Genomic DNA, 24,227 nt, shown 5'->3' on the forward strand with positions numbered 1-24,227 from the left:
CGCAAGACCATCATCCGGTCAGGTCGATTTGACTTCTGGAGAACTGGTGCTAGGGTGGAGAAGTTGCCCGGAACGGCGGCCTGACGGCCTGGTTCCGAGGCGTCCGATCCTTGAGAACTCAACAGCGTGCACAATGTCAAATGCCAAATACCCTGTCGGTTGACTTCGGTTGACTACAGGATTCCTTTGGAAAACATTTAGAACAACAAAGCAAGTCAGTAATGATTTGTTCTGTCAGTTTCAAACTTGCAGCATGGTTTCAGCCTATTCCGGTTGGTCGTGTTGTGCGTATTCATTTTACGGAGAGTTTGATCCTGGCTCAGGACGAACGCTGGCGGCGTGCTTAACACATGCAAGTCGAACGGTGAAGCAGGAGCTTGCTCTTGTGGATCAGTGGCGAACGGGTGAGTAACACGTGAGTAACCTGCCCTTGACTCTGGGATAAGCGTTGGAAACGACGTCTAATACTGGATATGAACTGAGATCGCATGGTCATCAGTTGGAAAGATTTTTTGGTCAAGGATGGACTCGCGGCCTATCAGCTTGTTGGTGAGGTAATGGCTCACCAAGGCGACGACGGGTAGCCGGCCTGAGAGGGTGACCGGCCACACTGGGACTGAGACACGGCCCAGACTCCTACGGGAGGCAGCAGTGGGGAATATTGCACAATGGGCGCAAGCCTGATGCAGCAACGCCGCGTGAGGGATGACGGCCTTCGGGTTGTAAACCTCTTTTAGTAGGGAAGAAGCGAAAGTGACGGTACCTGCAGAAAAAGCACCGGCTAACTACGTGCCAGCAGCCGCGGTAATACGTAGGGTGCAAGCGTTGTCCGGAATTATTGGGCGTAAAGAGCTCGTAGGCGGTTTGTCGCGTCTGCTGTGAAAACTGGAGGCTCAACCTCCAGCCTGCAGTGGGTACGGGCAGACTAGAGTGCGGTAGGGGAGATTGGAATTCCTGGTGTAGCGGTGGAATGCGCAGATATCAGGAGGAACACCGATGGCGAAGGCAGATCTCTGGGCCGTAACTGACGCTGAGGAGCGAAAGCGTGGGGAGCGAACAGGATTAGATACCCTGGTAGTCCACGCCGTAAACGTTGGGAACTAGATGTGGGGGCCATTCCACGGTCTCCGTGTCGCAGCTAACGCATTAAGTTCCCCGCCTGGGGAGTACGGCCGCAAGGCTAAAACTCAAAGGAATTGACGGGGGCCCGCACAAGCGGCGGAGCATGCGGATTAATTCGATGCAACGCGAAGAACCTTACCAAGGCTTGACATACACGAGAACGGGCCAGAAATGGTCAACTCTTTGGACACTCGTGAACAGGTGGTGCATGGTTGTCGTCAGCTCGTGTCGTGAGATGTTGGGTTAAGTCCCGCAACGAGCGCAACCCTCGTTCTATGTTGCCAGCACGTGATGGTGGGAACTCATAGGAGACTGCCGGGGTCAACTCGGAGGAAGGTGGGGATGACGTCAAATCATCATGCCCCTTATGTCTTGGGCTTCACGCATGCTACAATGGCCGGTACAAAGGGCTGCGATACCGTAAGGTGGAGCGAATCCCAAAAAGCCGGTCTCAGTTCGGATTGAGGTCTGCAACTCGACCTCATGAAGTCGGAGTCGCTAGTAATCGTGAATCAGCAACGTCACGGTGAATACGTTCCCGGGCCTTGTACACACCGCCCGTCAAGTCATGAAAGTCGGTAACACCCGAAGCCGGTGGCCTAACCCTTGTGGAGGGAGCCGTCGAAGGTGGGATCGGTGATTAGGACTAAGTCGTAACAAGGTAGCCGTACCGGAAGGTGCGGCTGGATCACCTCCTTTCTAAGGAGCATCTACCGTCTCTTCGGAGTCGGTCAGAGGCCAGATCGAGACGAATGTTCTCGCTGGTAGCTCATGGGTGGAACATTGACATTGATGCAGCAGGAACGGTGATTGTTCTAGTACGGCTCTTCGGAGTCAGGAACGGGCGAGATTCGGGGTGGTTGCATATGCACGCTGTTGGGTCCTGAGGGACCGGAACGAATGCTCTTCGGAGTGTTTGGACTGAACCTCTGGACCCTTTGTTGGTTTCCCGGTTGGGGAGCTGCGGAGGGTATCGCCCGTACTTTGAGAACTACACAGTGGACGCGAGCATCTTAGATTCAGGCACTTTGTGTCTGGATCACAAAGATCGACAGAACACCTTTCGGGGTGTTTGTAGATCATTGGTCAATCTGCTCACCCTTTGGGGTGGGCCGATCGATTCAACTCATGTGATTTCAAGTTTCTAAGAGCAAACGGTGGATGCCTTGGCATCTGGAGCCGAAGAAGGACGTATAAATCTGCGATAAGCCTCGGGGAGCTGATAATAGAGCCTCGATCCGAGGATTTCCGAATGGGGAAACCCCGCCGGGCCCTTTGGGTGACCCGGTGACTCCCGCCTGAATATATAGGGCGGGTAGAGGGAACGTGGGGAAGTGAAACATCTCAGTACCCACAGGAAGAGAAAACAACAGTGATTCCGTGAGTAGTGGCGAGCGAAACCGGAAGAGGCTAAACCGATCATGTGTGAGAGCCGGCAGGCGTTGCATGGTCGGGGTTGTGGGACTTTTCTGCTGTTACTGCCGTACAGCGAACGTTACAGCGCATTATAGGCGAACGGCATTGAAAGGCCGGTCATAGAGGGTGCCAACCCCGTAGCCGAAATGGTGCAATGGCGTGAAGAGTATCCCAAGTAGCACGGGGCCCGAGAAATCCCGTGTGAATCTGTCAGGACCACCTGATAAGCCTAAATACTCCCAGATGACCGATAGCGGACAAGTACCGTGAGGGAAAGGTGAAAAGTACCCCGGGAGGGGAGTGAAATAGTACCTGAAACCGTTTGCTTACAAACCGTTGGAGCACCCGTGTTGGTGTGACAGCGTGCCTTTTGAAGAATGAGCCTGCGAGTTAGTGATCAGTGGCGAGGTTAACCCGTGTGGGGTAGCCGTAGCGAAAGCGAGTCTTAAGAGGGCGAATGAGTCGCTGGTTCTAGACCCGAAGCGAAGTGATCTATCCATGGCCAGGTTGAAGCGACGGTAAGACGTCGTGGAGGACCGAACCCACTTCAGTTGAAAATGGAGGGGATGAGCTGTGGATAGGGGTGAAAGGCCAATCAAACTTCGTGATAGCTGGTTCTCTCCGAAATGCATTTAGGTGCAGCGTTGCGTGTTTCTTGCCGGAGGTAGAGCTACTGGATAGCCGATGGGCCCCAAAAGGTTACTGACGTTAGCCAAACTCCGAATGCCGGTAAGTGAGAGCGCAGCAGTGAGACGGTGGGGGATAAGCTTCATCGTCGAGAGGGAAACAACCCAGACCACCGAATAAGGTCCCTAAGCGCGTGCTAAGTGGGAAAGGATGTGGAGTTGCACAGACAACCAGGAGGTTGGCTTAGAAGCAGCCACCCTTGAAAGAGTGCGTAATAGCTCACTGGTCAAGTGATTCCGCGCCGACAATGTAACGGGGCTCAAGCACGCCACCGAATTCGTGGCATTCGCACTAGTGACAGGCCTTCGTGGTCCAGTCGTGTGGATGGGTAGGAGAGCGTCGTGTGGGCAGTGAAGCGGCGGTGGAAACCAGCCGTGGAGGCCACACGAGTGAGAATGCAGGCATGAGTAGCGAAAGACGGGTGAGAAACCCGTCCTCCGAAAGACCAAGGGTTCCAGGGCCAGGTTAATCCGCCCTGGGTAAGTCGGGACCTAAGGCGAGGCCGACAGGCGTAGTCGATGGACAACGGGTTGATATTCCCGTACTGACGAAAAACCGCCCAAGCCAATCCAGTAGTGCTAAGAGTCCTAACCCGGACAGATGGATCCCTTCGGGGTGAAGCGGTCCGGTCTAACGCTCGAACCCGTCTGGTGCGGTTAGCGTATTAACAGGTGTGACGCAGGAAGGTAGCTGAGCCGGGCGATGGTTGTCCCGGTCTAAGAATGTAGGCCGAGAGATAGGCAAATCCGTCTCTCATACAGGCTGAGACTCGATGGGTAGTCCTCACGGACGAAATCAGTGATCCTATGCTGCCAAGAAAAGCATCGACGCGAGGTTTCAGTCACCCGTACCCCAAACCGACTCAGGTGGTCAGGTAGAGAATACCAAGGAGATCGAGAGAATCGTGGTTAAGGAACTCGGCAAAATGCCCCCGTAACTTCGGGAGAAGGGGGGCCGGACGCGTGAACGGACTTGCTCCGGGAGCGTTGAAGGCCGCAGAGACCAGTGGGAAGCGACTGTTTACTAAAAACACAGGTCCGTGCCAAGTCGCAAGACGATGTATACGGACTGACGCCTGCCCGGTGCTGGAAGGTTAAGAGGAACGGTTAGCCGCAAGGCGAAGCTGAGAATTTAAGCCCCAGTAAACGGCGGTGGTAACTATAACCATCCTAAGGTAGCGAAATTCCTTGTCGGGTAAGTTCCGACCTGCACGAATGGCGTAACGACTTCCCAGCTGTCTCAACCGCGAACTCGGCGAAATTGCACTACGAGTAAAGATGCTCGTTACGCGCAGCAGGACGGAAAGACCCCGTGACCTTTACTACAGCTTGGTATTGGTGTTCGGTGTGGCTTGTGTAGGATAGGTGGGAGACGGTGAAGCTCGGACGCTAGTTCGGGTGGAGTCATTGTTGAAATACCACTCTGGTCACTCTGGATATCTAACTACGGACCCTGATCGGGTCCTGGGACAGTGCCTGGTGGGTAGTTTAACTGGGGCGGTTGCCTCCTAAAGAGTAACGGAGGCGCCCAAAGGTTCCCTCAATCTGGTTGGCAATCAGATGGCGAGTGTAAGTGCACAAGGGAGCTTGACTGTGAGACTGACAAGTCGAGCAGGGACGAAAGTCGGGACTAGTGATCCGGCAGTGGCTTGTGGAAGCGCTGTCGCTCAACGGATAAAAGGTACCTCGGGGATAACAGGCTGATCTTGCCCAAGAGTCCATATCGACGGCATGGTTTGGCACCTCGATGTCGGCTCGTCGCATCCTGGGGCTGGAGTAGGTCCCAAGGGTTGGGCTGTTCGCCCATTAAAGCGGTACGCGAGCTGGGTTTAGAACGTCGTGAGACAGTTCGGTCCCTATCCGCTGCGCGCGTAGGAAATTTGAAAGGATCTGACCCTAGTACGAGAGGACCGGGTTGGACGAACCTCTGGTGTGTCAGTTGTTCCGCCAGGAGCACCGCTGATTAGCTACGTTCGGGATGGATAACCGCTGAAAGCATCTAAGCGGGAAGCCGGCCTTGAGATGAGATTTCCATACCCTTACGGGTGAGAGGCTCCCAGCTAGACTACTGGGTTGATAGGCAGGATGTGGAAGCGAGGACGAAAGACTCGTGGAGCTGACCTGTACTAATAAGCCGATAACTTGATAATCACTACTCACATGCATGTTGTAAGGCTGGCATGTGGGGCCTGATGCTCGCGTCTACTTTGTGGTTCCCGATGTACGGTCGAGAACCCAACACCAACACACACCGTGTTGGACTGTTGAAACCTATACATCAATAGTGTTTCGGCGGCCATAGCGAGAGGGAAACGCCCGGTCACATTCCGAACCCGGAAGCTAAGACTCTCAGCGCCGATGGTACTGCAAGGGGGACCTTGTGGGAGAGTAGGACACCGCCGGACTTCTTTCGAAAGAGGCCAGCCTTCGGGCTGGCCTCTTGTCGTTTAAGGAGTTTGCTGGAGGAATGCCCCGCCTCCGCCGTTCCGATGCCGCCGGCATCGGCATCCGTCGTCTGAAGTCGGGTCGTGGGTTCATGTATCGCGATGCGGACGGCGCCACGATCACCGACCCTGAGCTGCGCGCTCGCATCGAGCATCTCGCGATTCCGCCGGCGTGGACGGATGTGTGGATCGCGCCGTATGCGAACGGGCACATCCAGGCGACCGGCATCGACGGCGCCGGGCGTCGACAGTACATCTACCACCCCACATGGCGCGAGCAGAAAGACCGCATCAAGTACGACCGAGCGCTGTCGCTCGCGGAGTCGTTGCCGGCGGCCCGCCGGCAGGTCACGATCGATCTCCGCAAAGACGGCTATGTCCGTGAGAGGGTGCTCGCGGCGGGGTTCCGGATGCTCGACACCGGCTCGCTGCGGGTCGGCAGTGAGCGGTACGCCCAGGCCCACGGCAGCCACGGCCTCACCACTCTGCTGTGCTCTCACGCCACCACGAGCGGCGACCGGGTTCATCTCTCCTTTCCGGCGAAGAGCGGGCAGGAGTGGGACTCGGAGATCGTCGACGCCGACCTCACGTCGCTGGTGCGGAGCCTCAAGCGACGCGGGGGACAGTCGCGCCTGCTCGCCTGGAAGGACGGCGCGCGGTGGCGGCCCGTGGCCGCTGAGGAGATCAACGAGTACGTCAAGGAACGCACCGGTGGTGAGTTCACCGCGAAGGACTTCCGCACCCTGCACGGCACTGTCGCCGCTGCGGTGAGCCTGGCCCACACGGGCCCGACGGAGACCAAGGCCGCGCGCAGCCGGGCTGTCGCGCAGGCGATCAGGGATGCGGCCGCGGTGCTCGGCAACACCCCGGCGATCGCCAAGGCGAGCTACGTCGACCCTCGCGTGATCGACCACTACGCCGCGGGGGAGACCATCGACCCGGCGCGCCCCGAGACCGAGCTGCGCGCGATGCTCTTCGAATGACCCTCTTGCGTTCCGGGCCGAAAAGAGCAGAATAGGGGCCAATCGTTCTTACGGGAGGCTCGCCGCCAGACGCTGCGAACAGAGCTAGGCCGTGAGCGACCAGCGGATTTTGACGACTGGGCTCCGGGTTCTCCCGTAAGAACGTTCCCTTCCTGACACGCTGCCGAAACGTCGTGGGCATAGCGTGGAGTCGTGTTCACCAAGTCGTACCCCGCAGCTCCCGAGGGCTTCTTCGAGGCCGAGGCGGCCGGGCTCGCCTGGCTGGCCGCGGCCGGCGGCGCTCATTGCGTGCGGGTGGAGAGCGTCGGTGACACCGAGATCGTGCTGGAGGAGCTGCGCACCGCCCGGCCGGCGCGCGAGCAGGCGCGGCGCTTCGGAGAGCTGCTCGCGACCACCCACCGTGCCGGCGCACCCGCGTTCGGCGCCGCGCCGCCCGGGGGCCCGGGTGTCGCCTTCATCGGTCGGCGCGAGCTGTCGATCAGGGAACACGACTCGTGGAGCGACTTCTACCCGCTCGAGCGGGTGCTGCCCTATGCCGAGCAGGCGGTCGCCCGCGGGAATCTCGGCGCCGACGGCTTCCGCACCGTCCAGCGGGCGTGCGACCTCATCCGCTCCGGCATCTTCGACGACGCCGCGCCGCCCGCACGGGTGCACGGCGACCTTTGGTCGGGGAACGTGATGTGGACGCAGACCGGGGTGGTGCTCATCGACCCGGCCGCCCATGGAGGGCACCGGGAGACCGATCTGGCGATGCTCGTGCTGTTCGGTGCGCCGTTCCTCGAGGAGATCCTCGCGGGGTACGACAAGGCGTGGCCGCTCGCCCCGGGGTGGCACGAGCGGGTGCCGCTGCACCAGCTGTTCCCGCTCGCGGTGCACGCCGTGGGCCACGGGGCGTCGTACGGCGAGGAGCTCGAGCGGGCAGCATCCGCTGTGCTCCGTCTCGGTGCAGGATCCGCGTACTGACGCGCGACACGCCCGGGTTGCATGTACCTCGGGAATGTGGCAAACTCTTCTAGTTCAACATTTTGGGCCGCTCTGTGCGCGCCCGGATCACTGTCTTGGCAGTGCATAGCCCACGGAGCCCTGCTCCTGGATGGTTAGGCCGCAGGCAGCAGAACAGAGCTTAATCGCAATCACCTTCTTCTTCGGGAGAACTCTGTGCGCGGTGCTTGATAGCAGAACAGCGGGCGTCCAATGCAGTCGAGGCTGTACGACGCATGAATGAGAGAGAGTCACACATGGCGGGACAGAAGATCCGCATCCGACTTAAGTCGTATGACCACGAGGTCATCGACACCTCGGCACGCAAGATCGTCGACACGGTCACGCGCGCAGGAGCAACCGTCGTCGGCCCCGTGCCGCTTCCGACGGAGAAGAACGTGGTGGCCGTCATCCGTTCGCCCCACAAGTACAAGGACAGCCGCGAGCACTTCGAGATGCGCACCCACAAGCGCCTCATCGACATCATCGACCCGACGCCCAAGGCCGTCGACTCCCTGATGCGTCTCGACCTCCCGGCCGACGTCAACATCGAGATCAAGCTCTGAGCGCGGAAGGACCAGGACTAAGCAATGGCTACCACCGCTAAGACTTCCAAGGGCCTGCTCGGCAAGAAGCTCGGCATGACCCAGGTGTGGGACGAGAACAACCGTCTCATCCCCGTCACCGTCGTCGAGGTCTCCCCGAACGTCGTCACCCAGATCCGCACCCCGGAGAAGGACGGCTACTCCGCTGTTCAGATCGCCGCCGGCCAGATCGACCCCCGTAAGGTCAACAAGCCCGCGACCGGTCACTTCGACGCCGCCGGCGTGACCCCGCGCCGTCACATCACCGAGATCCGCACCGCGGACGCCGCCGACTACACCGTCGGCCAGGAGCTCACCGCCGAAGGCGTGTTCGAGGCCGGCCAGAAGGTCGACGTCGTCGGAACGTCCAAGGGCAAGGGCTTCGCCGGTGTGATGAAGCGCCACAACTTCAAGGGTGTCTCCGCGTCGCACGGTGCTCACCGCAACCACCGCAAGCCCGGTTCCATCGGTGCCTCCTCGACGCCCAGCCGCGTCTTCAAGGGCATGCGCATGGCCGGCCGCATGGGTGGCGAGCGCGTCACCGTGCTCAACCTGGTCATCCACTCGGTCGACGCCGAGAAGGGCCTGCTGCTCGTTAAGGGCGCCGTTCCCGGTGCCAAGGGCCGCCTCGTTTTCGTTCGCAACGCAGTGAAGGGGGCGTAGTCGATGGCTACCGCTACTAACACGCTCGATGTCCTCGACGTCGCCGGCAAGAAGTCCGGTTCTGTCGAGCTGCCCGCCGAGATCTTCGACGTGCAGACCAACATCCCGCTCATCCACCAGGTCGTCGTGGCGCAGCTCGCCGCGGCGCGTCAGGGAACCCACAAGACCAAGCGTCGTGGTGAGGTCTCCGGTGCCGGCCGCAAGCCGTTCAAGCAGAAGGGAACCGGTCGCGCTCGTCAGGGCTCGATCCGCGCCCCCCAGATGACCGGTGGTGGCATCGTCCACGGACCGGTGCCCCGCAGCTACGCGCAGCGCACCCCCAAGAAGATGATCGCCGCGGCTCTCCTCGGCGCCCTCTCAGACCGTGCCCGCGGCGGCCGCCTCCACGTGGTCGACTCGCTCGCCCTCAGCGACACCCCCTCGACCAAGGCGACCAGCGAGTTCCTCGCCACCGTCGCGTCGTCGAAGCACGTGCTCGTCGTCATCGAGCGCGACGACCTCGTGAGCTCGAAGAGCGTCCGCAACATCCCGACCGTTCACGTGCTGCCCGCAGACCAGCTGAACGCCTACGACGTCCTCGTCTCCGACGACATCGTCTTCACCAAGGCATCGTTCGACGCGCTCGTCGCCGCGAAGGCCAAGAAGGAAGAGGTTTCCGCATGAGCAACGCCGCGTTCAACAAAGACCCGCGCGACATCATCCTCGCTCCGGTCGTCTCCGAAAAGAGCTACGGCCTGATCGACCAGGGCAAGTACACCTTCGTGGTCGACCCCCGCTCGAACAAGACCGAGATCAAGCTCGCCATCGAGAAGATCTTCAAGGTGGAGGTCGCTTCGATCAACACCCTGAACCGTCAGGGCAAGACCCGTCGCACCCGCTTCGGCCAGGGCAAGCGCAAAGACACCAAGCGCGCGATCGTCACGCTCAAGTCGGGCTCCATCGACATCTTCACGGCCGTCGGCTAGGCACGGAAGCTAGAGGAAAAGACACATGGCTATTCGCAAGTACAAGCCGACGACCCCCGGTCGTCGCGGTTCGTCCGTCTCGGACTTCGCCGAGATCACCCGCTCGACCCCCGAGAAGTCGCTGCTGCGCCCGCTCTCCAAGACCGGAGGCCGCAACAACCAGGGCCGCATCACCACCCGTCACATCGGTGGTGGCCACAAGCGCCAGTACCGCGTCATCGACTTCCGTCGTAACGACAAGGACGGCGTGAACGCCAAGGTCGCGCACATCGAGTACGACCCCAACCGCACCGCGCGCATCGCGCTGCTCCACTTCGTGGACGGCACCAAGCGCTACATCCTGGCTCCGAACAAGCTCGCCCAGGGCGACATCGTCGAGTCGGGCGCGGGCGCCGACATCAAGCCCGGCAACAACCTGCCGTTGCGCAACATCCCGACCGGTACCGTGATCCACGCGATCGAGCTGAAGCCGGGCGGCGGCGCCAAGATGGCCCGCTCCGCAGGCACCTCGGTGCGTCTCGTCGCCAAGGACGGCCCCTACGCGCAGCTGCGTCTGCCCTCGGGCGAGATCCGCAACGTCGACGCCCGCTGCCGCGCCACGATCGGCGAGGTCGGCAACGCCGAGCAGTCGAACATCAACTGGGGCAAGGCCGGCCGCAACCGCTGGAAGGGCATCCGTCCGACCGTGCGTGGTGTGGCCATGAACCCGGTCGACCACCCGCACGGTGGTGGTGAGGGCAAGACCTCCGGTGGTCGTCACCCGGTCAGCCCGTGGGGTCAGGCCGAGGGCCGCACCCGTCACCCCAACAAGGAAAGCGACAAGCTCATCGTGCGTCGTCGGACCGTCGGCAAGAAGCGTAAGTAGGAGTCTAGAAAATGCCACGCAGTCTCAAAAAGGGCCCCTTCGTCGACGACCACCTGTACCGCAAGGTCGTCACGCAGAACGAGGCCGGTTCGAAGAACGTCATCAAGACCTGGTCGCGTCGTTCCATGATCATCCCGGCCTTCCTGGGCCACACGATCGCGGTGCACGACGGCCGCAAGCACATCCCGGTGTTCATCACCGAGACCATGGTGGGTCACAAGCTGGGCGAGTTCGCCCCGACCCGCACCTTCCGTGGACACGTGAAGGACGACAAGAAGGGCCGTCGCCGCTAAGCGCGGCGACGTGAAGGAGGAAGAAGAATGGTGGAGTCGATCGCACGCGTGCGTCACATCCGCGTCACCCCCCAGAAGGCCCGTCGTGTCGTCAACCTGATCCGCGGCCGTCAGGCCGTCGAGGCGCTGGCCATCCTGAAGTTCGCCCCCCAGGGCGCTTCGGAGCCCGTGTACAAGCTGGTCGCCTCGGCGATCGCGAACGCCCGGGTCAAGGCGGATGCCACGAACAGCTACCTGGACGAGCAGGACCTCTTCGTCGCGAAGGCTTTCGTCGACGAGGGCACCACGCTCAAGCGCTTCCAGCCCCGTGCTCAGGGACGCGCGTTCCGCATCAACAAGCGCACCAGCCACATCACGATCGTCCTGGCCACGCCTGACGAAGCCGATGTCGCAGCCGCGAGCAAGAAGGCGAGCAAGTAATGGGCCAGAAAGTCAATCCGTACGGCTTCCGTCTCGGTATCACCACCGACCACGTGTCGCGCTGGTTCTCCGACAGCACGAAGAAGGGTCAGCGTTACGCCGACTACGTGGCTGAGGACGTGAAGATCCGCAACCTGCTGAAGACCTCGCTCGACCGCGCCGGCGTGGCGAAGATCGAGATCGAGCGCACCCGTGACCGCGTGCGTGTGGACATCCACACCGCCCGCCCGGGTATCGTCATCGGCCGTCGTGGCGCCGAGGCCGAGCGCATCCGCGCCGACCTCGAGAAGCTCACCGGCAAGCAGATCCAGCTGAACATCCTCGAGGTGAAGAACCCCGAGGCCGAAGCTCAGCTCGTCGCTCAGGGCATCGCCGAGCAGCTCACCGCCCGCGTGGCCTTCCGCCGCGCGATGCGCAAGGGCCTGCAGGGCGCTCAGCGCGCCGGCGCCAAGGGTGTCCGCATCCAGGTGTCGGGCCGTCTCGGCGGCGCCGAGATGAGCCGCTCGGAGTTCTACCGTGAGGGCCGCGTTCCGCTGCACACCCTCCGCGCCAACATCGACTACGGCTTCTACGAGGCCAAGACGACGTTCGGCCGCATCGGTGTGAAGGTCTGGATCTACAAGGGCGACATCACCAACAAGGAGCTCGCTCGCGAGCAGGCCAACCAGAAGTCCTCGCGCCCCGAGCGCGGCGACCGTGACCGTCCGCGCCGCAACTCCGCCCCCAAGGCGGACGCACCGGTCGCAGCAGGAGTTGAGGCGTAATCATGCTTATCCCCCGTCGAGTCAAGCACCGCAAGCAGCACCACCCGGGTCGCAGTGGCCAGGCCACCGGTGGCACCAAGGTGAACTTCGGTGAGTTCGGCATCCAGGCCCTCACCCCCGCTTACGTGACCAACCGTCAGATCGAGTCCGCTCGTATCGCGATGACCCGTCACATCAAGCGTGGTGGAAAGGTGTGGATCAACATCTACCCCGACCGTCCGCTCACGAAGAAGCCGGCCGAGACCCGCATGGGTTCCGGTAAGGGTTCGCCCGAGTGGTGGGTCGCCAACGTCAAGCCGGGCCGCGTGCTGTTCGAGCTGAGCGGGGTCAACGAGACCATCGCCCGCGAGGCACTCACCCGTGCAATCCACAAGCTGCCGCTCAAGGCACGCATCATCAAGCGCGAGGAGGGCGACGCGTAATGGCGATCGGATCCAAGGAGCTCGCCCCGGCGGAGCTCGACACCTTTGAAGACTCCCGTCTCATCGAGGAGCTTCGCAAGGCCAAGGAAGAGCTGTTCAACCTGCGCTTCCAGTCGGCGACCGGCCAGCTCGAGAGCCACGGCCGTCTCCGTGCCGTGAAGCGCGACATCGCTCGCATCTACACGGTCATCCGCGAGCGGGAGCTCGGCATCCGTGCCACCCCCGCCCCCGTCGAGGCCCCGGCCAAGGCGACCAAGAAGTCCAAGAAGGCAGCTGAGCCCGAGGCTCCCGCCGAGACCGAGGAGGCCAGCAAGTAATGGCTAAGACCGAAGAGAAGGTCGCGGAAGCCGGACACGAGTCGGCTGCCCACGACGTCAAAGACGAGAGCGCCCGCGGTTACCGCAAGGCCCGCCGCGGCTACGTGGTGAGCGACAAGATGGACAAGACCATCGTCGTCGAGGTCGAGGACCGCGTGAAGCACCCGCTGTACGGCAAGGTCATCCGCCGCACCTCCAAGGTGAAGGCGCACGACGAGACCAACAGCGCCGGCATCGGCGACCTCGTGGTCATCAACGAGACCCGCCCGCTGAGCGCCACCAAGCGCTGGCGCCTGGTCGAGATCCTGGAGAAGGCGAAGTAAGATGCTGCAGCAAGAATCACGAGTGAAGGTCGCCGACAACACCGGCGCCAAGGAGCTCCTGACGATTCGTGTGCTCGGTGGATCCGGCCGTCGCTACGCGGGTCTCGGCGATGTCATCGTCGCGACCGTGAAGGACGCCATCCCCGGCGGAAACGTCAAGAAGGGCGACGTGGTCAAGGCCGTCATCGTCCGCACCGTCAAGCAGACCCGTCGTCCCGACGGTTCGTACATCAAGTTCGACGAGAACGCCGCAGTGATCCTGAAGAACGACGGCGACCCCCGTGGTACCCGTATCTTCGGCCCGGTCGGTCGTGAGCTCCGTGACAAGAAGTTCATGAAGATCATCTCGCTGGCACCGGAGGTTATCTAGTCATGGCAAAGATCAAGAAGGGCGACCTGGTTCAGGTCATCTCGGGCCCGAGCCAGGCCCGCGGCGGAGACCGCGGCAAGCAGGGTCGCGTCATCGAGGTGCTCGTCGAGAAGAACCGCGTGGTCGTCGAAGGCGTGAACTTCGTCACCAAGCACGTTCGCGTGGGCCAGACCCAGCGCGGCACCAAGACCGGCGGCATCGAGACCATGGAGGCGCCGATCCACGTGTCGAACGTCGCCCTGGTCGACCCCGAGACCAAGAAGCCGACCCGTGTCGGCCACCGCAACGAAGAAGTCACGAAGGACGGCGTCACCAAGACGGTCCGCGTTCGTTACGCGAAGAAGTCAGGAAAAGACCTCTGATGAGCACCGAGACTGCCGCGCCCGCTGGCAAAATCCAGCCGCGCCTGAAGCAGAAGTACAAGAACGAGATCGTCGACTCGCTCACCAAGGAGTTCTCCTTCACGAACGTGCACCAGGTGCCCGGCCTCGTGAAGATCGTGGTGAACACCGGTGTCGGCGAGGCCGCCCGCGACGGCAAGGTCATCGACGGTGCGGTCAAGGACCTCACCGCGATCACCGGCCAGAAGCCGCAGGTCACGAAGGCCCGCAAGTCGATCGCCCAGTTCAAGCTGCGCGAGGGTCAGCCCATCGGTGCCCACGTCACTCTCCGCGGTGACCGCGCCTGGGAGTTCCTCGACCGTCTGCTCTCGCTGGCGCTTCCCCGCATCCGCGACTTCCGTGGTCTCTCCGACCGCCAGTTCGACGGCCGCGGCAACTACACCTTCGGTCTGACCGAGCAGTCGATGTTCCACGAGATCGACCAGGACAAGATCGACCGCGTGCGTGGTTTCGACATCACCGTCGTCACCACCGCGAAGAACGACGACGAGGGTCGCGCGCTGCTCAAGGCGCTCGGGTTCCCCTTCAAGTCGAACGACAGCACCACCAACTAGCACCACCCACCCACGACGACCACAGGTCGGCACCTTTGTAAAAGATGTCGAAACCAGGCGCGAAAGGCAACACATCATGACCATGACAGATCCGGTCGCAGACATGCTGACCAGACTGCGCAACGCCAACTCGGCTCACCACGACACCGTGTCGATGCCGCACTCGAAGCTCAAGTCGCACATCGCCGAAATCCTCAAGTCCGAGGGCTACATCTCCGGCTGGGAGGTCACCGACGCGAAGGTCGGCCAGACCCTCACGCTGAGCCTCAAGTTCGGCCCGAACCGCGAGCGTTCGATCGCGGGCATCAAGCGCGTGTCGAAGCCCGGCCTCCGCGTGTACGCGAAGTCGACCGAGATCCCCACCGTCCTCGGTGGCCTCGGCGTCGCCATCCTGTCCACCTCCTCAGGTCTTCTGACAGACCGTCAGGCGAGCAAGAAGGGCGTAGGCGGAGAAGTCCTCGCCTATGTGTGGTAACTGACAATGTCACGTATCGGACGTCTTCCCATCGACATCCCCGCCGGCGTCACCGTCACGATCACCGGCCAGGACGTCGCAGTCAAGGGACCGAAGGGCGAGCTCTCGCTCACCATCGCGAACCCCATCTCGGCTTCGGTCGAGGAGAACCAGGTTCTCGTCACCCGCCCGGACGACGAGCGCGCCTCGCGCTCGCTGCACGGCCTCACCCGCACCCTCATCGCGAACCAGATCGTCGGCGTGACCGACGGCTACTCCAAGAGCCTCGAGGTCGTCGGCACGGGTTACCGCGTCGCCGCCAAGGGCAGCGGAGTGGAGTTCGCGCTCGGGTTCTCGCACCCCGTCTCGGTGGAACCGCCTGCGGGCATCACGTTCACCGTCGAGGGCAACAACAAGCTCACGGTCAACGGCATCGACAAGCAGGCTGTCGGTGAGGTGGCCGCCAACATTCGCAAGCTGCGCAAGCCCGAGCCCTACAAGGGCAAGGGTGTGCGGTACGCCGGCGAGGTCGTTCGCCGCAAGGCCGGAAAGAGTGGTAAGTAAGCCATGGCTACTGGAATCAGAGGAAAGTCGAAGTCCGCAGCCCGCGACCGCCGGCACGCCCGACTCCGCAAGAAGGTCGAAGGAACCGCCGCGCGTCCGCGCCTCGTGGTCACCCGTTCGGCACGTCACGTCTTCGTGCAGGTCGTCGACGACAGCAAGGGTCACACCCTCGCGTCGGCATCGACCCTCGAGACCGACCTGCGCACCTTCGACGGCGACAAGAGCGCCAAGGCCAAGAAGGTCGGTGAGCTGGTCGCCGAGCGCGCCAAGCTGGCCGGCATCGAGGCTGTCGTGTTCGACCGCGGCGGCAACCGCTACGCCGGTCGCGTCGCGGCCGTCGCCGATGGAGCTCGAGAGGGTGGTCTGAGCCTGTGAGCACCGACAACAACAAGGAGCAGGACGTGGCAGCAGTCACCGAGACCCCCGTGGAGACCGCTGCGTCGTCGGGGTCGAACCAGAGCGAGCCGCGCGAAGCCCGTCGTGGTGGTCGCGAGCGCAACCCCAACCGCGGTGACCGCGGCAGCCGCGACGCCGACAAGAGCCAGTTCCTCGAGCGCGTCGTCACCATCAACCGCGTCTCCAAGGTCGTGAAGGGTGGTCGTCGCTTCAGCTTCACCGCCCTCGTGGTCGTCGGCGACGGCAACGGCCTGGTGGGCGTCGGCTACGGCAAGGCCCGCGAGGTGCCGACCGCGATCTCGAAGGGCGTCGAGGAGGCGAAGAAAAACTTCTTCCGCGTTCCTCGCGTCGGCAACACGATCCCCCACCCGGTTCAGGGTGAGGCGGCCGCCGGTGTGGTGCTCCTGCGCCCCGCCGCTGCCGGTACCGGTGTTATCGCCGGTGGCCCGGTGCGCGCCGTTCTCGAGTGCGCCGGCATCCACGACATCCTCTCGAAGTCGCTCGGCTCGTCGAACACGATCAACATCGTGCACGCGACCGTGGAGGCGCTGCAGCAGCTCGAAGAGCCGCGTGCCGTCGCCGCCCGTCGTGGCCTCGACTTCGAAGACGTCGCCCCGGCCCGCCTCGTGCGCGCCGAGGCAGACGCCCTCGCAGCGAAGGCAGGTGCATGATGGCCGCGCGCCTCAAGGTGACCCAGATCAAGTCCAAGATCAGCGAGAAGCAGAACCAGCGTGACACGCTGCGCAGCCTCGGACTGAAGCGCATCGGCGACATCGTCGTGCGTGAAGACAACGCCCAGAACCGCGGGTACGTGCGCACCGTCGCACACCTGGTGAAGGTCGAGGAGATTGACTAATGGCTGAATCAGAAGCCAAGGAGACCGCGAAGGCGGCTCCGAAGAAGGCTGCTGCCTCGAAGGCCGCCGCCGAGAAGGCCCCCGCCGCCGAGAAGCCCGCCAAGGCTCCTGCCAAGGCGAAGGCCGCTGCCGCGGAGACCAAGGCTCCGGCTGCCTCGAAGGCTGCCACCGCCAAGGCCGCCCCGAAGGCCGAGAAGGCCGACGAGTCGACCGAGTCGCGCGAGCACGTGCTGAAGGTGCACCACCTCCGTCCCGCTCCCGGTGCCAAGAAGGCGCGCACGCGCGTCGGCCGCGGTGAGGGCTCGAAGGGTAAGACCGCCGGCCGCGGTACCAAGGGAACCAAGGCCCGGTACCAGGTCAAGGTGGGCTTCGAGGGTGGCCAGATGCCGCTGCACATGCGCACCCCGAAGCTGCGCGGCTTCAAGAACCCGTTCCGCGTCGAGTACCAGGTCGTGAACCTGGACAAGCTCGCCGAGCTCTACCCGAGCGGCGGCGACGTCACCATCAGCGACCTGGTCGCCAAGGGTGCCGTGCGCAAGAACGAGAAGGTCAAGGTTCTCGGCGATGGCGACATCTCCGTGAAGCTGAACGTCACGGTCGACAAGGTCTCCGGCTCCGCCCAGGAGAAGATCGTCGCCGCTGGTGGTTCCGTCAAGTAAGTACTGACAGTCCGGTGACCCGAATCGCCGTGCGTCGACAGATGCGTCATGAGAATGAGGTAGCCTGTCGAGGCCACGAATCGGGTCACCGGACTTCTTGGCATTGAGCCACACGAACGCAGGAGGCCCTTTTTGTTCAAAGCCGTCGCGCGGATCTTCCGGACTCCGGACCTCCGCAGGAAGATTGGCTTCACGCTCGGCATCGTCGCGCTGTTCCGGCTGGGATCGTTCATCCCGGCACCCTTCGTGGACTTCGGGAACGTGCAGACCTGCCTCGCCGCCAACCAGGGCACCTCAGGCCTCTACGAGCTCGTCAACCTGTTCTCGGGGGGCGCGCTCCTCCAGCTGTCGATCTTCGCGCTGGGAATCATGCCGTACATCACGGCCTCGATCATCGTGCAGCTCCTGCGCGTGGTCATCCCTCACTTCGAGACCCTCTACAAGGAGGGCCAGTCGGGCCAGAGCCGTCTGACGCAGTACACCCGCTACCTCACCATCGCGCTCGGTGTGCTGCAGTCGACCACCCTCATCACGGTCGCCCGCTCCGGCGCCCTCTTCGGCACCTCCACGGTCGCCGAGTGCGGCCAGCTGATCACCAACGACGCCTGGTACGCCATCCTGCTCATGGTCATCACCATGACCGCGGGCACCGGCGTCATCATGTGGATGGGTGAGCTCGTCACCGAGCGCGGCATCGGCAACGGCATGTCGCTGCTCATCTTCACCTCGATCGCCTCGACCTTCCCGTCGTCGCTGTGGCTCATCGCCCAGACCCAGAGCTTCGAGACCTTCCTCGCCGTGCTCGCGGTCGGAGTCGCCGTCATCTTCGGTGTGGTGTTCGTCGAGCTCTCGCAGCGCCGCATCCCGGTGCAGTACGCCAAGCGCGTGGTCGGCCGGCGCACCTACGGCGGCAACAACACCTACATCCCCATCAAGGTGAACATGGCCGGTGTGGTGCCCGTCATCTTCGCGTCGTCGCTGCTGTACCTGCCGGCGCTCATCGCCCAGTTCAACCAGCCCGCCGCGGGCCAGGCGCCCGCCGAGTGGGTCACCTGGATCAACAACTACCTCGTGCGCGGCGACCACCCGCTGTACATGCTGCTGTACTTCCTGCTCATCGTCGGGTTCACCTACTTCTACGTCGCGATCACCTTCAACCCCGAAGAGGTCGCCGACAACATGAAGAAGTTCGGCGGCTTCATCCCCGGCATCCGTGCCGGCCGGCCGACCGCCGAGTACCTCGACTACGTGCTCACCCGCATCACGCTTCCCGGCTCGCTCTACCTCGGCCTCATCGCCCTGCTGCCCCTCATCGCGCTGGTCGCGGTCGGCGCCAACCAGAACTTCCCGTTCGGTGGCGCGTCGATCCTCATCATCGTGGGTGTGGGTCTCGAGACGGTGAAGCAGATCGACTCGCAGCTGCAGCAGCGTCACTACGAAGGGCTCCTCCGATGACGGATCAGGCCGGCACCACCGACTCGAACGGTTCGCTCCGCCTCCTCATCATCGGCCCGCCCGGCGCGGGCAAGGGCACCCAGGCCGCGCGCCTGTCGGCGACCTACGGCATCGCCGCGATCTCCACCGGCGACATCTTCCGCGAGAACGTCAAGAACGGCACCCCGCTCGGCGTGAAGGCCAAGGAGTACATGGATGCGGGGCAGTACGTTCCCGACTCCCTCACCAACGACCTGGTGCGCGACCGTCTCGCCCAGCCCGACGTGGCCGACGGCTTCCTGCTCGACGGCTACCCGCGCACGCTGCAGCAGGTGGAGGAGCTCGACGGCATCCTCGGTGTGGCCGGCACGGCTCTCGACGCCGTGATCGTGCTCACCGCCGACACCGACGAGGTGGTGCGCCGGCTGCTCGGCCGCGCCGCCGAGCAGGGTCGCAGCGACGACAGCGAAGAGGTCATCCGCAAGCGGCTCGACGTCTACGCCGAGCAGACCGCCCCGCTCGTCGAGGTGTACACCGAGCGCGGCCTCGTGGTCGAGGTCGACGGGCTCGGCGAGATCGACGAGGTCACCGGCCGCATCATCGCCGCCCTCGCCGCGCGCTGACGTGGTCGGCTGCGTGACGACGGGGCGTGCCGCGTGATCGGGCGCAACAAGGGCATCTACAAGACGCCGGCCGAACTGCGCCTCATGGTCGCCCCCGGCCTCGCGACCGCGGCGTCTCTCGCCGCGGTGCGCGCCGCCATCCGCCCGGGCATCTCCACCCTCGAGCTCGACGCCATCGCCGACCGGGCGATCCGTGAGCTCGGCGGGGTCTCGAACTTCCAGATGGTTCCGGGGTACTCGCACACGGTCTGCGCCTCGGTGAACGACGACGTCGTGCACGGCATCCCGAACGGGCGCCGGCTCGAGCCGGGCGACATCGTGTCGATCGACAGCGGCGCCGACATCGGGGGCTGGAACGGCGACTCCGCGATGACCATCGTGCTCGACGACCCGGCTCGGCCGGAGCTCGTTGCCGCACGGCAGCTGCTCTCCGACGTGACCGAGCAGTCGCTCTGGCACGGCATCGCGCGGCTCGCCACCGCCCATCACCTCAACGAGGTCGGCGAGGCGATCGAGGAGTACGTGGAGGAGCATCCGTCGACCAAGGCGGGCGCGACGTACGGCATCCTCACCGACTACATCGGGCACGGCATCGGCCGCAGCATGCACGAGGCGCCGCCGGTGTTCAACTACCGGGTGCGTCAGCGCGGCCCCGAGGTGAAGCCCGGGCTGGTCGTCGCCATCGAGCCGATGATCACGGCGGGCACGACCGAGACCTTCGTGCGCGACGACGAGTGGACCGTGGCCTCGGCCGACGGCAGTATGGCGAGCCACTGGGAGCACTCGGTGGCGGTGCACAAGGACGGCATCTGGGTGCTGACCGCCGAAGACGGCGGGGCCTCGGGCCTCCTGCCTCTCGGCATCACGCCGGTGCCCATTCCGTAGCCCGCTCGAGCACTCGGGCGGGGAAGCGAGCCGGACGGCCGGCTCTCGAGCGAAGGCGGGTCGGTTCGGTGAAGGTCCTCATCACGGGTGGAGCAGGCTTCCTCGGCGATCGTCTGGCGCGCACGCTGCTCGCGCGCGGGGAGGTGACGGTCGCGGGGGAGACGTCGCCGCTCACCGGCGTGACCATCGTCGATCGGGTGCTGCCGCGGCCCGACCTCGTCGACGACGGGCGGGTCTCCGCCGTGGTGGGCGACCTGGGCGAGGCCCTCGGCGACGGGGTGCTCGACGGCGTCGACCTCGTGTTCCACCTCGCGGCCGTGGTGTCGAGCGAGGCCGAGCGCGACTTCGACCTCGGCATGCGCGTAAACCTCGCCGCCACCATGGAGCTGCTCGAGGCCTGCCGTGCCCGGCCCACGCCGCCGCGCCTGGTCTTCACGAGCTCGCTCGCCGTGTTCGGATCGACGGATGCGCTGCCGCTGCCACCCGTCATCACCGACGAGACGCTGCCGACGCCGCAGTCGAGCTACGGCATCCAGAAGTTCATCGGAGAGCAACTGGTCGCCGACTACGCCCGTCGCGGGCTCGTGCCCGCCCGCACGGTGCGGCTGATGACGGTGGCGGTGCGTCCTGGCGCGCCGAACGCGGCGGCGTCGAGCTTCCTCTCGGGCATCGTGCGCGAGCCGCTGGCGGGAGTCGCGAGCAACAGTCCGGTGCCCCCCGAGACGCTGGTGGCGCTCAGCTCACCCGCCCGCACCGTCGAGGGCGTGCTGCTCGCGGCCGCCGCGACCGACGCCGACTGGGGCCCGCACACCGCGCTCACCCTCCCCGCCCTCACCGTGAGCGTCGGGGAGATGGTGGCCGCTCTCGAACGCGTGGGCGGGCCGGATGCCGCGGCGCTCGTGGGGTGGGAGCCCGACGAGGCGGTCGCCCGCATCGTCACCAGCTGGCCCTCCCGCTTCGACTCCACCCGCGCCCGCCGCCTCGGCCTCACCGCCGACCCCGACTTCGACACCATCGTCGCCGCCTACCTCGCGGAGAACCGGGCGTAGCAGGGGCCTGGCACGAGCATCCGTGTCGCCCGCTGCCGGCGCCCGCAGGTGATCATTCTGGCGCTCAGGCGTCGATGACGTGCACCAGCTCGTCGATGAAGGAGGAGAAGTCGGTGGCGCGGCGCACGATGCGCTGCACGTCGTCGCGGTCGGAGAAGACCTCGACGAACTGGTCGAAGACGGTCTGGAAGGCCTTGCGGCCGGTCTCGCTGAAGGCGATGAGCGCGATGACGTTCACGCGGTTCTCGCCCCAGGGCATCGGCGTCTCGTTCACCACGAGGGCGATGGCGGTGCGGGCCGCGCTCATCACCATCGAGTGCGGTACGGCGATGGTGTCGGTGAACGCGGTCGACGACATCGCCTCGCGCTCGATCGCGCCCTCCACGTAGCTCTCGTCGATGACGCCGAGCGCCACCATCGAGCGGCCGAGGGTGCGGATGAGGTCGGCCTCCGAGCTCGCCTGCAGGTTGCGCCAGAACAGCCGCTCGTCGAAGTACTCGAGCAGCTCGTCTTTGATCTCCATGCGCCGACGGTGCCGCCTGACCGACGCGATGGAGCGCCGGATGGCCTCGAGGTCGGCCTTGCTCAGGAACGGCTGGATGACCACCACGTTGTCGCGCGCCGCCGGCACCGGCAGGGTGGTGACCACGATGTCGGAGGAGAGCGCCGACCAGTCGACGTCGGTGCGGGTGATGACCACGTCGACCTGCAGCTCGCTGCCGAGCTCCGCCTCGAGCTTCGCCCGGAGCGACAGGTGCAGGTCGTAGTAGTTGGGGCTCACGATCGCGCAGCTCACCCGCTCCTCGCGCAGGTTCTGCCGTTCGAGGTACGAGCCGACGTGCAGCGCGATGTAGGCGATCTCGTCGTCGTTCACCGTGATGCCGTGCCGGCGCTGCACCTGGCTGGCGATGAACACGGCGAGCTCGTAGATCATGGGGTACGAGCCCTTGATCGACCGCGTCATCGGGTTGCGGGAGTGCGAGTTCTCCTGGGCCCGGGCCACCAGGTTCCGCACGTGCAGGCTCAGCCGCACGATGAAGTCGTCGTCGTCGAGGTCGACGAGGTACTCGTCGCTCGCCAGACGGGCGATACGGCGCATCTCGGCGAGGTCGTCGGCGTCGAGGAAGCCCTCGGCGATGTCTTCGGTCGACTCGCCGTGGCCGGGCGTGAGCACCCTGGTGGTGAGGAGCACCGAGAGGTAGGCGAGCTCGCGCTGACTGAGCGCGGTGCCGAAGTGCGCGGTCACGAGCGCGTCGAGCTGCGCGGCGATGTCGCGCACGCTGTCGCTCGGCTCGGCCACCGACACGGCGTCGATGTGCTGGTTCTTCGAGGCGCGGTCGACTGCGATCACCACGTGCAGCAGCACATTGTTGAGGGAGTACTCGTTGACGAAGTATCCGTTGCCGTCGAGCATCTTGATGAGCTCCGACTTGAACCCGGCCAGGTTCTTCGAGGCGAAGGAACGCTGGATCGTCTCGAGATCGAGGAAGCCCTGGGCGCTCTCGTCGCGGAAGATGCGGCTGAGCAACCGCCGGCGGTTGAGCTCGCTGCCGGTGAGCGCGACCGAGGCGCCTTTGCGCCCGAGCGTGAGCCCCGCCTCCTCGACGAGCAGTCGCGCCTTGCGCAGATCGGCCTCGACCGTCGACTCGCTCACGTAGAGCTCGGCCGCCAGCTCGTAGACGTCGAGACCGGATGGCGAGTCGCCGAGACGCCTGATGATGTGGTGCACCCGCTCCCGCGGAGCATCCCGCGACCGCGACTCCGAGACGAAGCTCGCGTAGGCCTCGCGGTTGAGGCGGTACCCGCTGGTGGAGGAGGCGATCACCTCGAGCGGTCTCGCCGCCGACTTCACGCTCGTGACATAGCTGCGCACGCTCCGGGTCGTCACCCCGAGCCTGTCGGCAAGCTCGCCGGCCGTCACCCAGTCGTCTGACTCGGCAAGATACTCCAGCAGCCTCTCGTGCTTCGCGCTCATCTGCCTCCACCCTAAGCGCCGGAAGCCCCTTCCGGGGGTGCGGAAGGAAGGCTGCTGGAACGGGGGAGGGGTGTGCCGGAGGATCGTAGAGAACCACCAGGACGCGAGGAGGCGTGCGTGAACACAGTGCTCATCGTCTGCGGTGCAGGAGCGTCGAGCACCTTTCTCGCTCTCCGCCTCCGCCGCATCGCGATGGCGCGCGGCCTCGATCTGGTCGTGGAGGCGGGCTCACTGCCCGACCTCGACGAACGGATGCGGGAGACCACAGTCCTGCTGGTCGGACCCCACCTCGGCTCACGCTTCGACGAACTCGACGAGCGCGCGCGCCTGGTGGGTGCGCGGGCCGCGATGCTCCCCGACACCGTCTTCGGACCGGAGGGCGCAGACCACGCAGCCGACCTGGTGATCGCAACGCTCGAACGCAAGGAGACAGACCATGGCTGAACGAACCGTCGAACTGGCATCCGCACACGGGCTCCACGCGCGCCCCGCCACCCTCTTCACGCAGGCCGTGGCGAAGTCAGGCGTGCCGGTCACCATCGCGAAAGGGGACGGCAAGGCGGTGAACGCCGCCAGCATCCTCGGCGTCATCTCGCTCGGCATCGAGCAGGGCGACACCGTCACCCTCGCCTCCGACGCCCCCTCCTCCGACGCCCTCCTGGACGAGCTGGTGACCCTGCTCGCCACCGACATGGACGCCCAGTGATGGTCGACGTCACCGACGGTGTGCTGACCGGCACCGGCATTGGCCGCGGCATC

29 protein-coding genes and 3 rRNA genes are annotated in these 24,227 nt (G+C 64.3%); 31 read left to right on the plus strand and 1 reads right to left on the minus strand.

The window, feature by feature from the left end; all coding sequences use genetic code 11:
- Positions 1-296 precede the first annotated feature (296 nt).
- The 29 genes from HL652_RS01140 to denD all read left to right on the plus strand — a co-directional run bounded on the left by HL652_RS01140 (position 297) and on the right by denD (position 21,493).
- Positions 297-1,821 (plus strand): 16S ribosomal RNA (locus tag HL652_RS01140).
- A 435-nt stretch (positions 1,822-2,256) separates the two neighbouring features.
- Positions 2,257-5,374, plus strand: a 23S ribosomal RNA gene (locus tag HL652_RS01145).
- Between the two features lie 138 nt (positions 5,375-5,512).
- Positions 5,513-5,629: ribosomal RNA gene (gene rrf / locus HL652_RS01150) — 5S ribosomal RNA — on the plus strand.
- The 16S, 23S and 5S rRNA genes sit together here, the layout of an rRNA operon.
- Positions 5,630-5,691: 62 nt before the next feature.
- Positions 5,692-6,651: a DNA topoisomerase IB gene (locus HL652_RS01155; protein ID WP_171703601.1), complete on the plus strand. Its 960-nt coding sequence runs from the start codon at positions 5,692-5,694 to the stop codon at positions 6,649-6,651.
- Positions 6,652-6,843: 192 nt separating this feature from the next.
- Complete coding sequence (locus HL652_RS01160) at positions 6,844-7,614, plus strand: fructosamine kinase family protein (RefSeq protein ID WP_171703602.1); 771 nt, start codon at positions 6,844-6,846, stop codon at positions 7,612-7,614.
- Between the two features lie 275 nt (positions 7,615-7,889).
- The gene (gene rpsJ, locus HL652_RS01165; RefSeq protein ID WP_022895514.1) at positions 7,890-8,198 is read left to right on the plus strand and encodes a 30S ribosomal protein S10; all 309 of its coding nucleotides are present in this window, start codon (positions 7,890-7,892) and stop codon (positions 8,196-8,198) included.
- 24 nt (positions 8,199-8,222) lie between these two features.
- A complete protein-coding gene (rplC, locus tag HL652_RS01170) occupies positions 8,223-8,879 on the plus strand; it encodes a 50S ribosomal protein L3 (protein WP_171703604.1) in 657 nt (218 codons plus the stop codon).
- Between the two features lie 3 nt (positions 8,880-8,882).
- Positions 8,883-9,542, plus strand: coding sequence for a 50S ribosomal protein L4 (gene rplD / locus HL652_RS01175; protein ID WP_171703606.1), 660 nt, complete (start codon positions 8,883-8,885; stop codon positions 9,540-9,542).
- Positions 9,539-9,844, plus strand: a complete 306-nt coding sequence (gene rplW, locus HL652_RS01180) for a 50S ribosomal protein L23 (RefSeq protein ID WP_171703607.1) — start codon at positions 9,539-9,541, stop codon at positions 9,842-9,844. The genes rplD and rplW overlap by 4 nt, the downstream gene beginning before the upstream one ends.
- Positions 9,845-9,869: 25 nt before the next feature.
- Positions 9,870-10,709: a 50S ribosomal protein L2 gene (gene rplB / locus HL652_RS01185; protein ID WP_171703609.1), complete on the plus strand. Its 840-nt coding sequence runs from the start codon at positions 9,870-9,872 to the stop codon at positions 10,707-10,709.
- Positions 10,710-10,720: 11 nt separating this feature from the next.
- The gene (gene rpsS / locus HL652_RS01190) at positions 10,721-11,002 is read left to right on the plus strand and encodes a 30S ribosomal protein S19 (RefSeq protein WP_022897962.1); all 282 of its coding nucleotides are present in this window, start codon (positions 10,721-10,723) and stop codon (positions 11,000-11,002) included.
- A 27-nt stretch (positions 11,003-11,029) separates the two neighbouring features.
- Entirely contained in the window at positions 11,030-11,422 is a 393-nt protein-coding gene (gene rplV, locus HL652_RS01195) for a 50S ribosomal protein L22 (RefSeq protein WP_171703611.1), read from the plus strand.
- Entirely contained in the window at positions 11,422-12,186 is a 765-nt protein-coding gene (rpsC, locus tag HL652_RS01200; RefSeq protein WP_171703613.1) for a 30S ribosomal protein S3, read from the plus strand. The genes rplV and rpsC overlap by 1 nt, the downstream gene beginning before the upstream one ends.
- A 2-nt stretch (positions 12,187-12,188) precedes the next feature.
- Positions 12,189-12,608, plus strand: coding sequence for a 50S ribosomal protein L16 (rplP, locus tag HL652_RS01205; protein ID WP_171703615.1), 420 nt, complete (start codon positions 12,189-12,191; stop codon positions 12,606-12,608).
- A complete protein-coding gene (gene rpmC, locus HL652_RS01210) occupies positions 12,608-12,925 on the plus strand; it encodes a 50S ribosomal protein L29 (protein ID WP_171703616.1) in 318 nt (105 codons plus the stop codon). The genes rplP and rpmC overlap by 1 nt, the downstream gene beginning before the upstream one ends.
- Positions 12,925-13,248 carry a 30S ribosomal protein S17 gene (gene rpsQ / locus HL652_RS01215; RefSeq protein ID WP_171703618.1) on the plus strand — a complete coding sequence of 108 codons (324 nt, stop codon included), beginning with the start codon at positions 12,925-12,927 and terminating at the stop codon, positions 13,246-13,248. The genes rpmC and rpsQ overlap by 1 nt, the downstream gene beginning before the upstream one ends.
- Position 13,249: 1 nt before the next feature.
- On the plus strand, positions 13,250-13,618 hold the full coding sequence (gene rplN, locus HL652_RS01220; protein WP_022897968.1) for a 50S ribosomal protein L14: 369 nt from the start codon (positions 13,250-13,252) through the stop codon (positions 13,616-13,618).
- A 2-nt stretch (positions 13,619-13,620) separates the two neighbouring features.
- On the plus strand, positions 13,621-13,980 hold the full coding sequence (rplX, locus tag HL652_RS01225; RefSeq protein ID WP_171703620.1) for a 50S ribosomal protein L24: 360 nt from the start codon (positions 13,621-13,623) through the stop codon (positions 13,978-13,980).
- Positions 13,980-14,573, plus strand: a complete 594-nt coding sequence (gene rplE / locus HL652_RS01230; protein ID WP_171703622.1) for a 50S ribosomal protein L5 — start codon at positions 13,980-13,982, stop codon at positions 14,571-14,573. Before rplX ends, rplE begins: the two co-directional genes overlap by 1 nt.
- A gap of 76 nt (positions 14,574-14,649) precedes the next feature.
- Positions 14,650-15,048: a 30S ribosomal protein S8 gene (gene rpsH, locus HL652_RS01235; RefSeq protein WP_171703624.1), complete on the plus strand. Its 399-nt coding sequence runs from the start codon at positions 14,650-14,652 to the stop codon at positions 15,046-15,048.
- A 6-nt stretch (positions 15,049-15,054) separates the two neighbouring features.
- Positions 15,055-15,591: a 50S ribosomal protein L6 gene (gene rplF / locus HL652_RS01240; RefSeq protein WP_171703626.1), complete on the plus strand. Its 537-nt coding sequence runs from the start codon at positions 15,055-15,057 to the stop codon at positions 15,589-15,591.
- Positions 15,592-15,594: 3 nt separating this feature from the next.
- Positions 15,595-15,966 (plus strand): 50S ribosomal protein L18, encoded by a 372-nt coding sequence (gene rplR / locus HL652_RS01245; RefSeq protein WP_171703627.1) that lies wholly within the window; start codon positions 15,595-15,597, stop codon positions 15,964-15,966.
- 26 nt (positions 15,967-15,992) lie between these two features.
- On the plus strand, positions 15,993-16,658 hold the full coding sequence (rpsE, locus tag HL652_RS01250; protein WP_371743542.1) for a 30S ribosomal protein S5: 666 nt from the start codon (positions 15,993-15,995) through the stop codon (positions 16,656-16,658).
- Positions 16,658-16,843 carry a 50S ribosomal protein L30 gene (gene rpmD, locus HL652_RS01255; RefSeq protein WP_171707109.1) on the plus strand — a complete coding sequence of 62 codons (186 nt, stop codon included), beginning with the start codon at positions 16,658-16,660 and terminating at the stop codon, positions 16,841-16,843. The genes rpsE and rpmD overlap by 1 nt, the downstream gene beginning before the upstream one ends.
- The gene (rplO, locus tag HL652_RS01260) at positions 16,843-17,502 is read left to right on the plus strand and encodes a 50S ribosomal protein L15 (protein WP_216603962.1); all 660 of its coding nucleotides are present in this window, start codon (positions 16,843-16,845) and stop codon (positions 17,500-17,502) included. The genes rpmD and rplO overlap by 1 nt, the downstream gene beginning before the upstream one ends.
- A 132-nt stretch (positions 17,503-17,634) precedes the next feature.
- Positions 17,635-18,957 carry a preprotein translocase subunit SecY gene (gene secY / locus HL652_RS01265; RefSeq protein WP_171703630.1) on the plus strand — a complete coding sequence of 441 codons (1,323 nt, stop codon included), beginning with the start codon at positions 17,635-17,637 and terminating at the stop codon, positions 18,955-18,957.
- Positions 18,954-19,559 (plus strand): adenylate kinase, encoded by a 606-nt coding sequence (locus HL652_RS01270; protein WP_171703631.1) that lies wholly within the window; start codon positions 18,954-18,956, stop codon positions 19,557-19,559. Before secY ends, HL652_RS01270 begins: the two co-directional genes overlap by 4 nt.
- An 84-nt stretch (positions 19,560-19,643) precedes the next feature.
- Positions 19,644-20,444 (plus strand): type I methionyl aminopeptidase, encoded by an 801-nt coding sequence (gene map / locus HL652_RS01275; protein ID WP_253743789.1) that lies wholly within the window; start codon positions 19,644-19,646, stop codon positions 20,442-20,444.
- Between the two features lie 68 nt (positions 20,445-20,512).
- Entirely contained in the window at positions 20,513-21,493 is a 981-nt protein-coding gene (gene denD / locus HL652_RS01280; RefSeq protein WP_171703632.1) for a D-erythronate dehydrogenase, read from the plus strand.
- 64 nt (positions 21,494-21,557) lie between these two features.
- On the opposite strand, the gene HL652_RS01285 is transcribed toward denD, so the two are convergent.
- Positions 21,558-23,468, minus strand: coding sequence for a BglG family transcription antiterminator (locus tag HL652_RS01285; RefSeq protein WP_171703633.1), 1,911 nt, complete (start codon positions 23,466-23,468; stop codon positions 21,558-21,560).
- 117 nt (positions 23,469-23,585) lie between these two features.
- Here HL652_RS01285 and HL652_RS01290 point away from each other — a divergent pair, with 117 nt between their 5' ends.
- Both HL652_RS01290 and HL652_RS01295 read left to right on the plus strand, forming a co-directional pair.
- Entirely contained in the window at positions 23,586-23,912 is a 327-nt protein-coding gene (locus HL652_RS01290) for a PTS sugar transporter subunit IIB (protein WP_171703634.1), read from the plus strand.
- A complete protein-coding gene (locus HL652_RS01295; RefSeq protein ID WP_171703635.1) occupies positions 23,905-24,174 on the plus strand; it encodes an HPr family phosphocarrier protein in 270 nt (89 codons plus the stop codon). Before HL652_RS01290 ends, HL652_RS01295 begins: the two co-directional genes overlap by 8 nt.
- Positions 24,175-24,227 lie beyond the last annotated feature (53 nt).

Origin of the sequence: Herbiconiux sp. SALV-R1 (genome assembly GCF_013113715.1) — a bacterium.
GTDB lineage: Bacteria > Actinomycetota > Actinomycetes > Actinomycetales > Microbacteriaceae > Herbiconiux.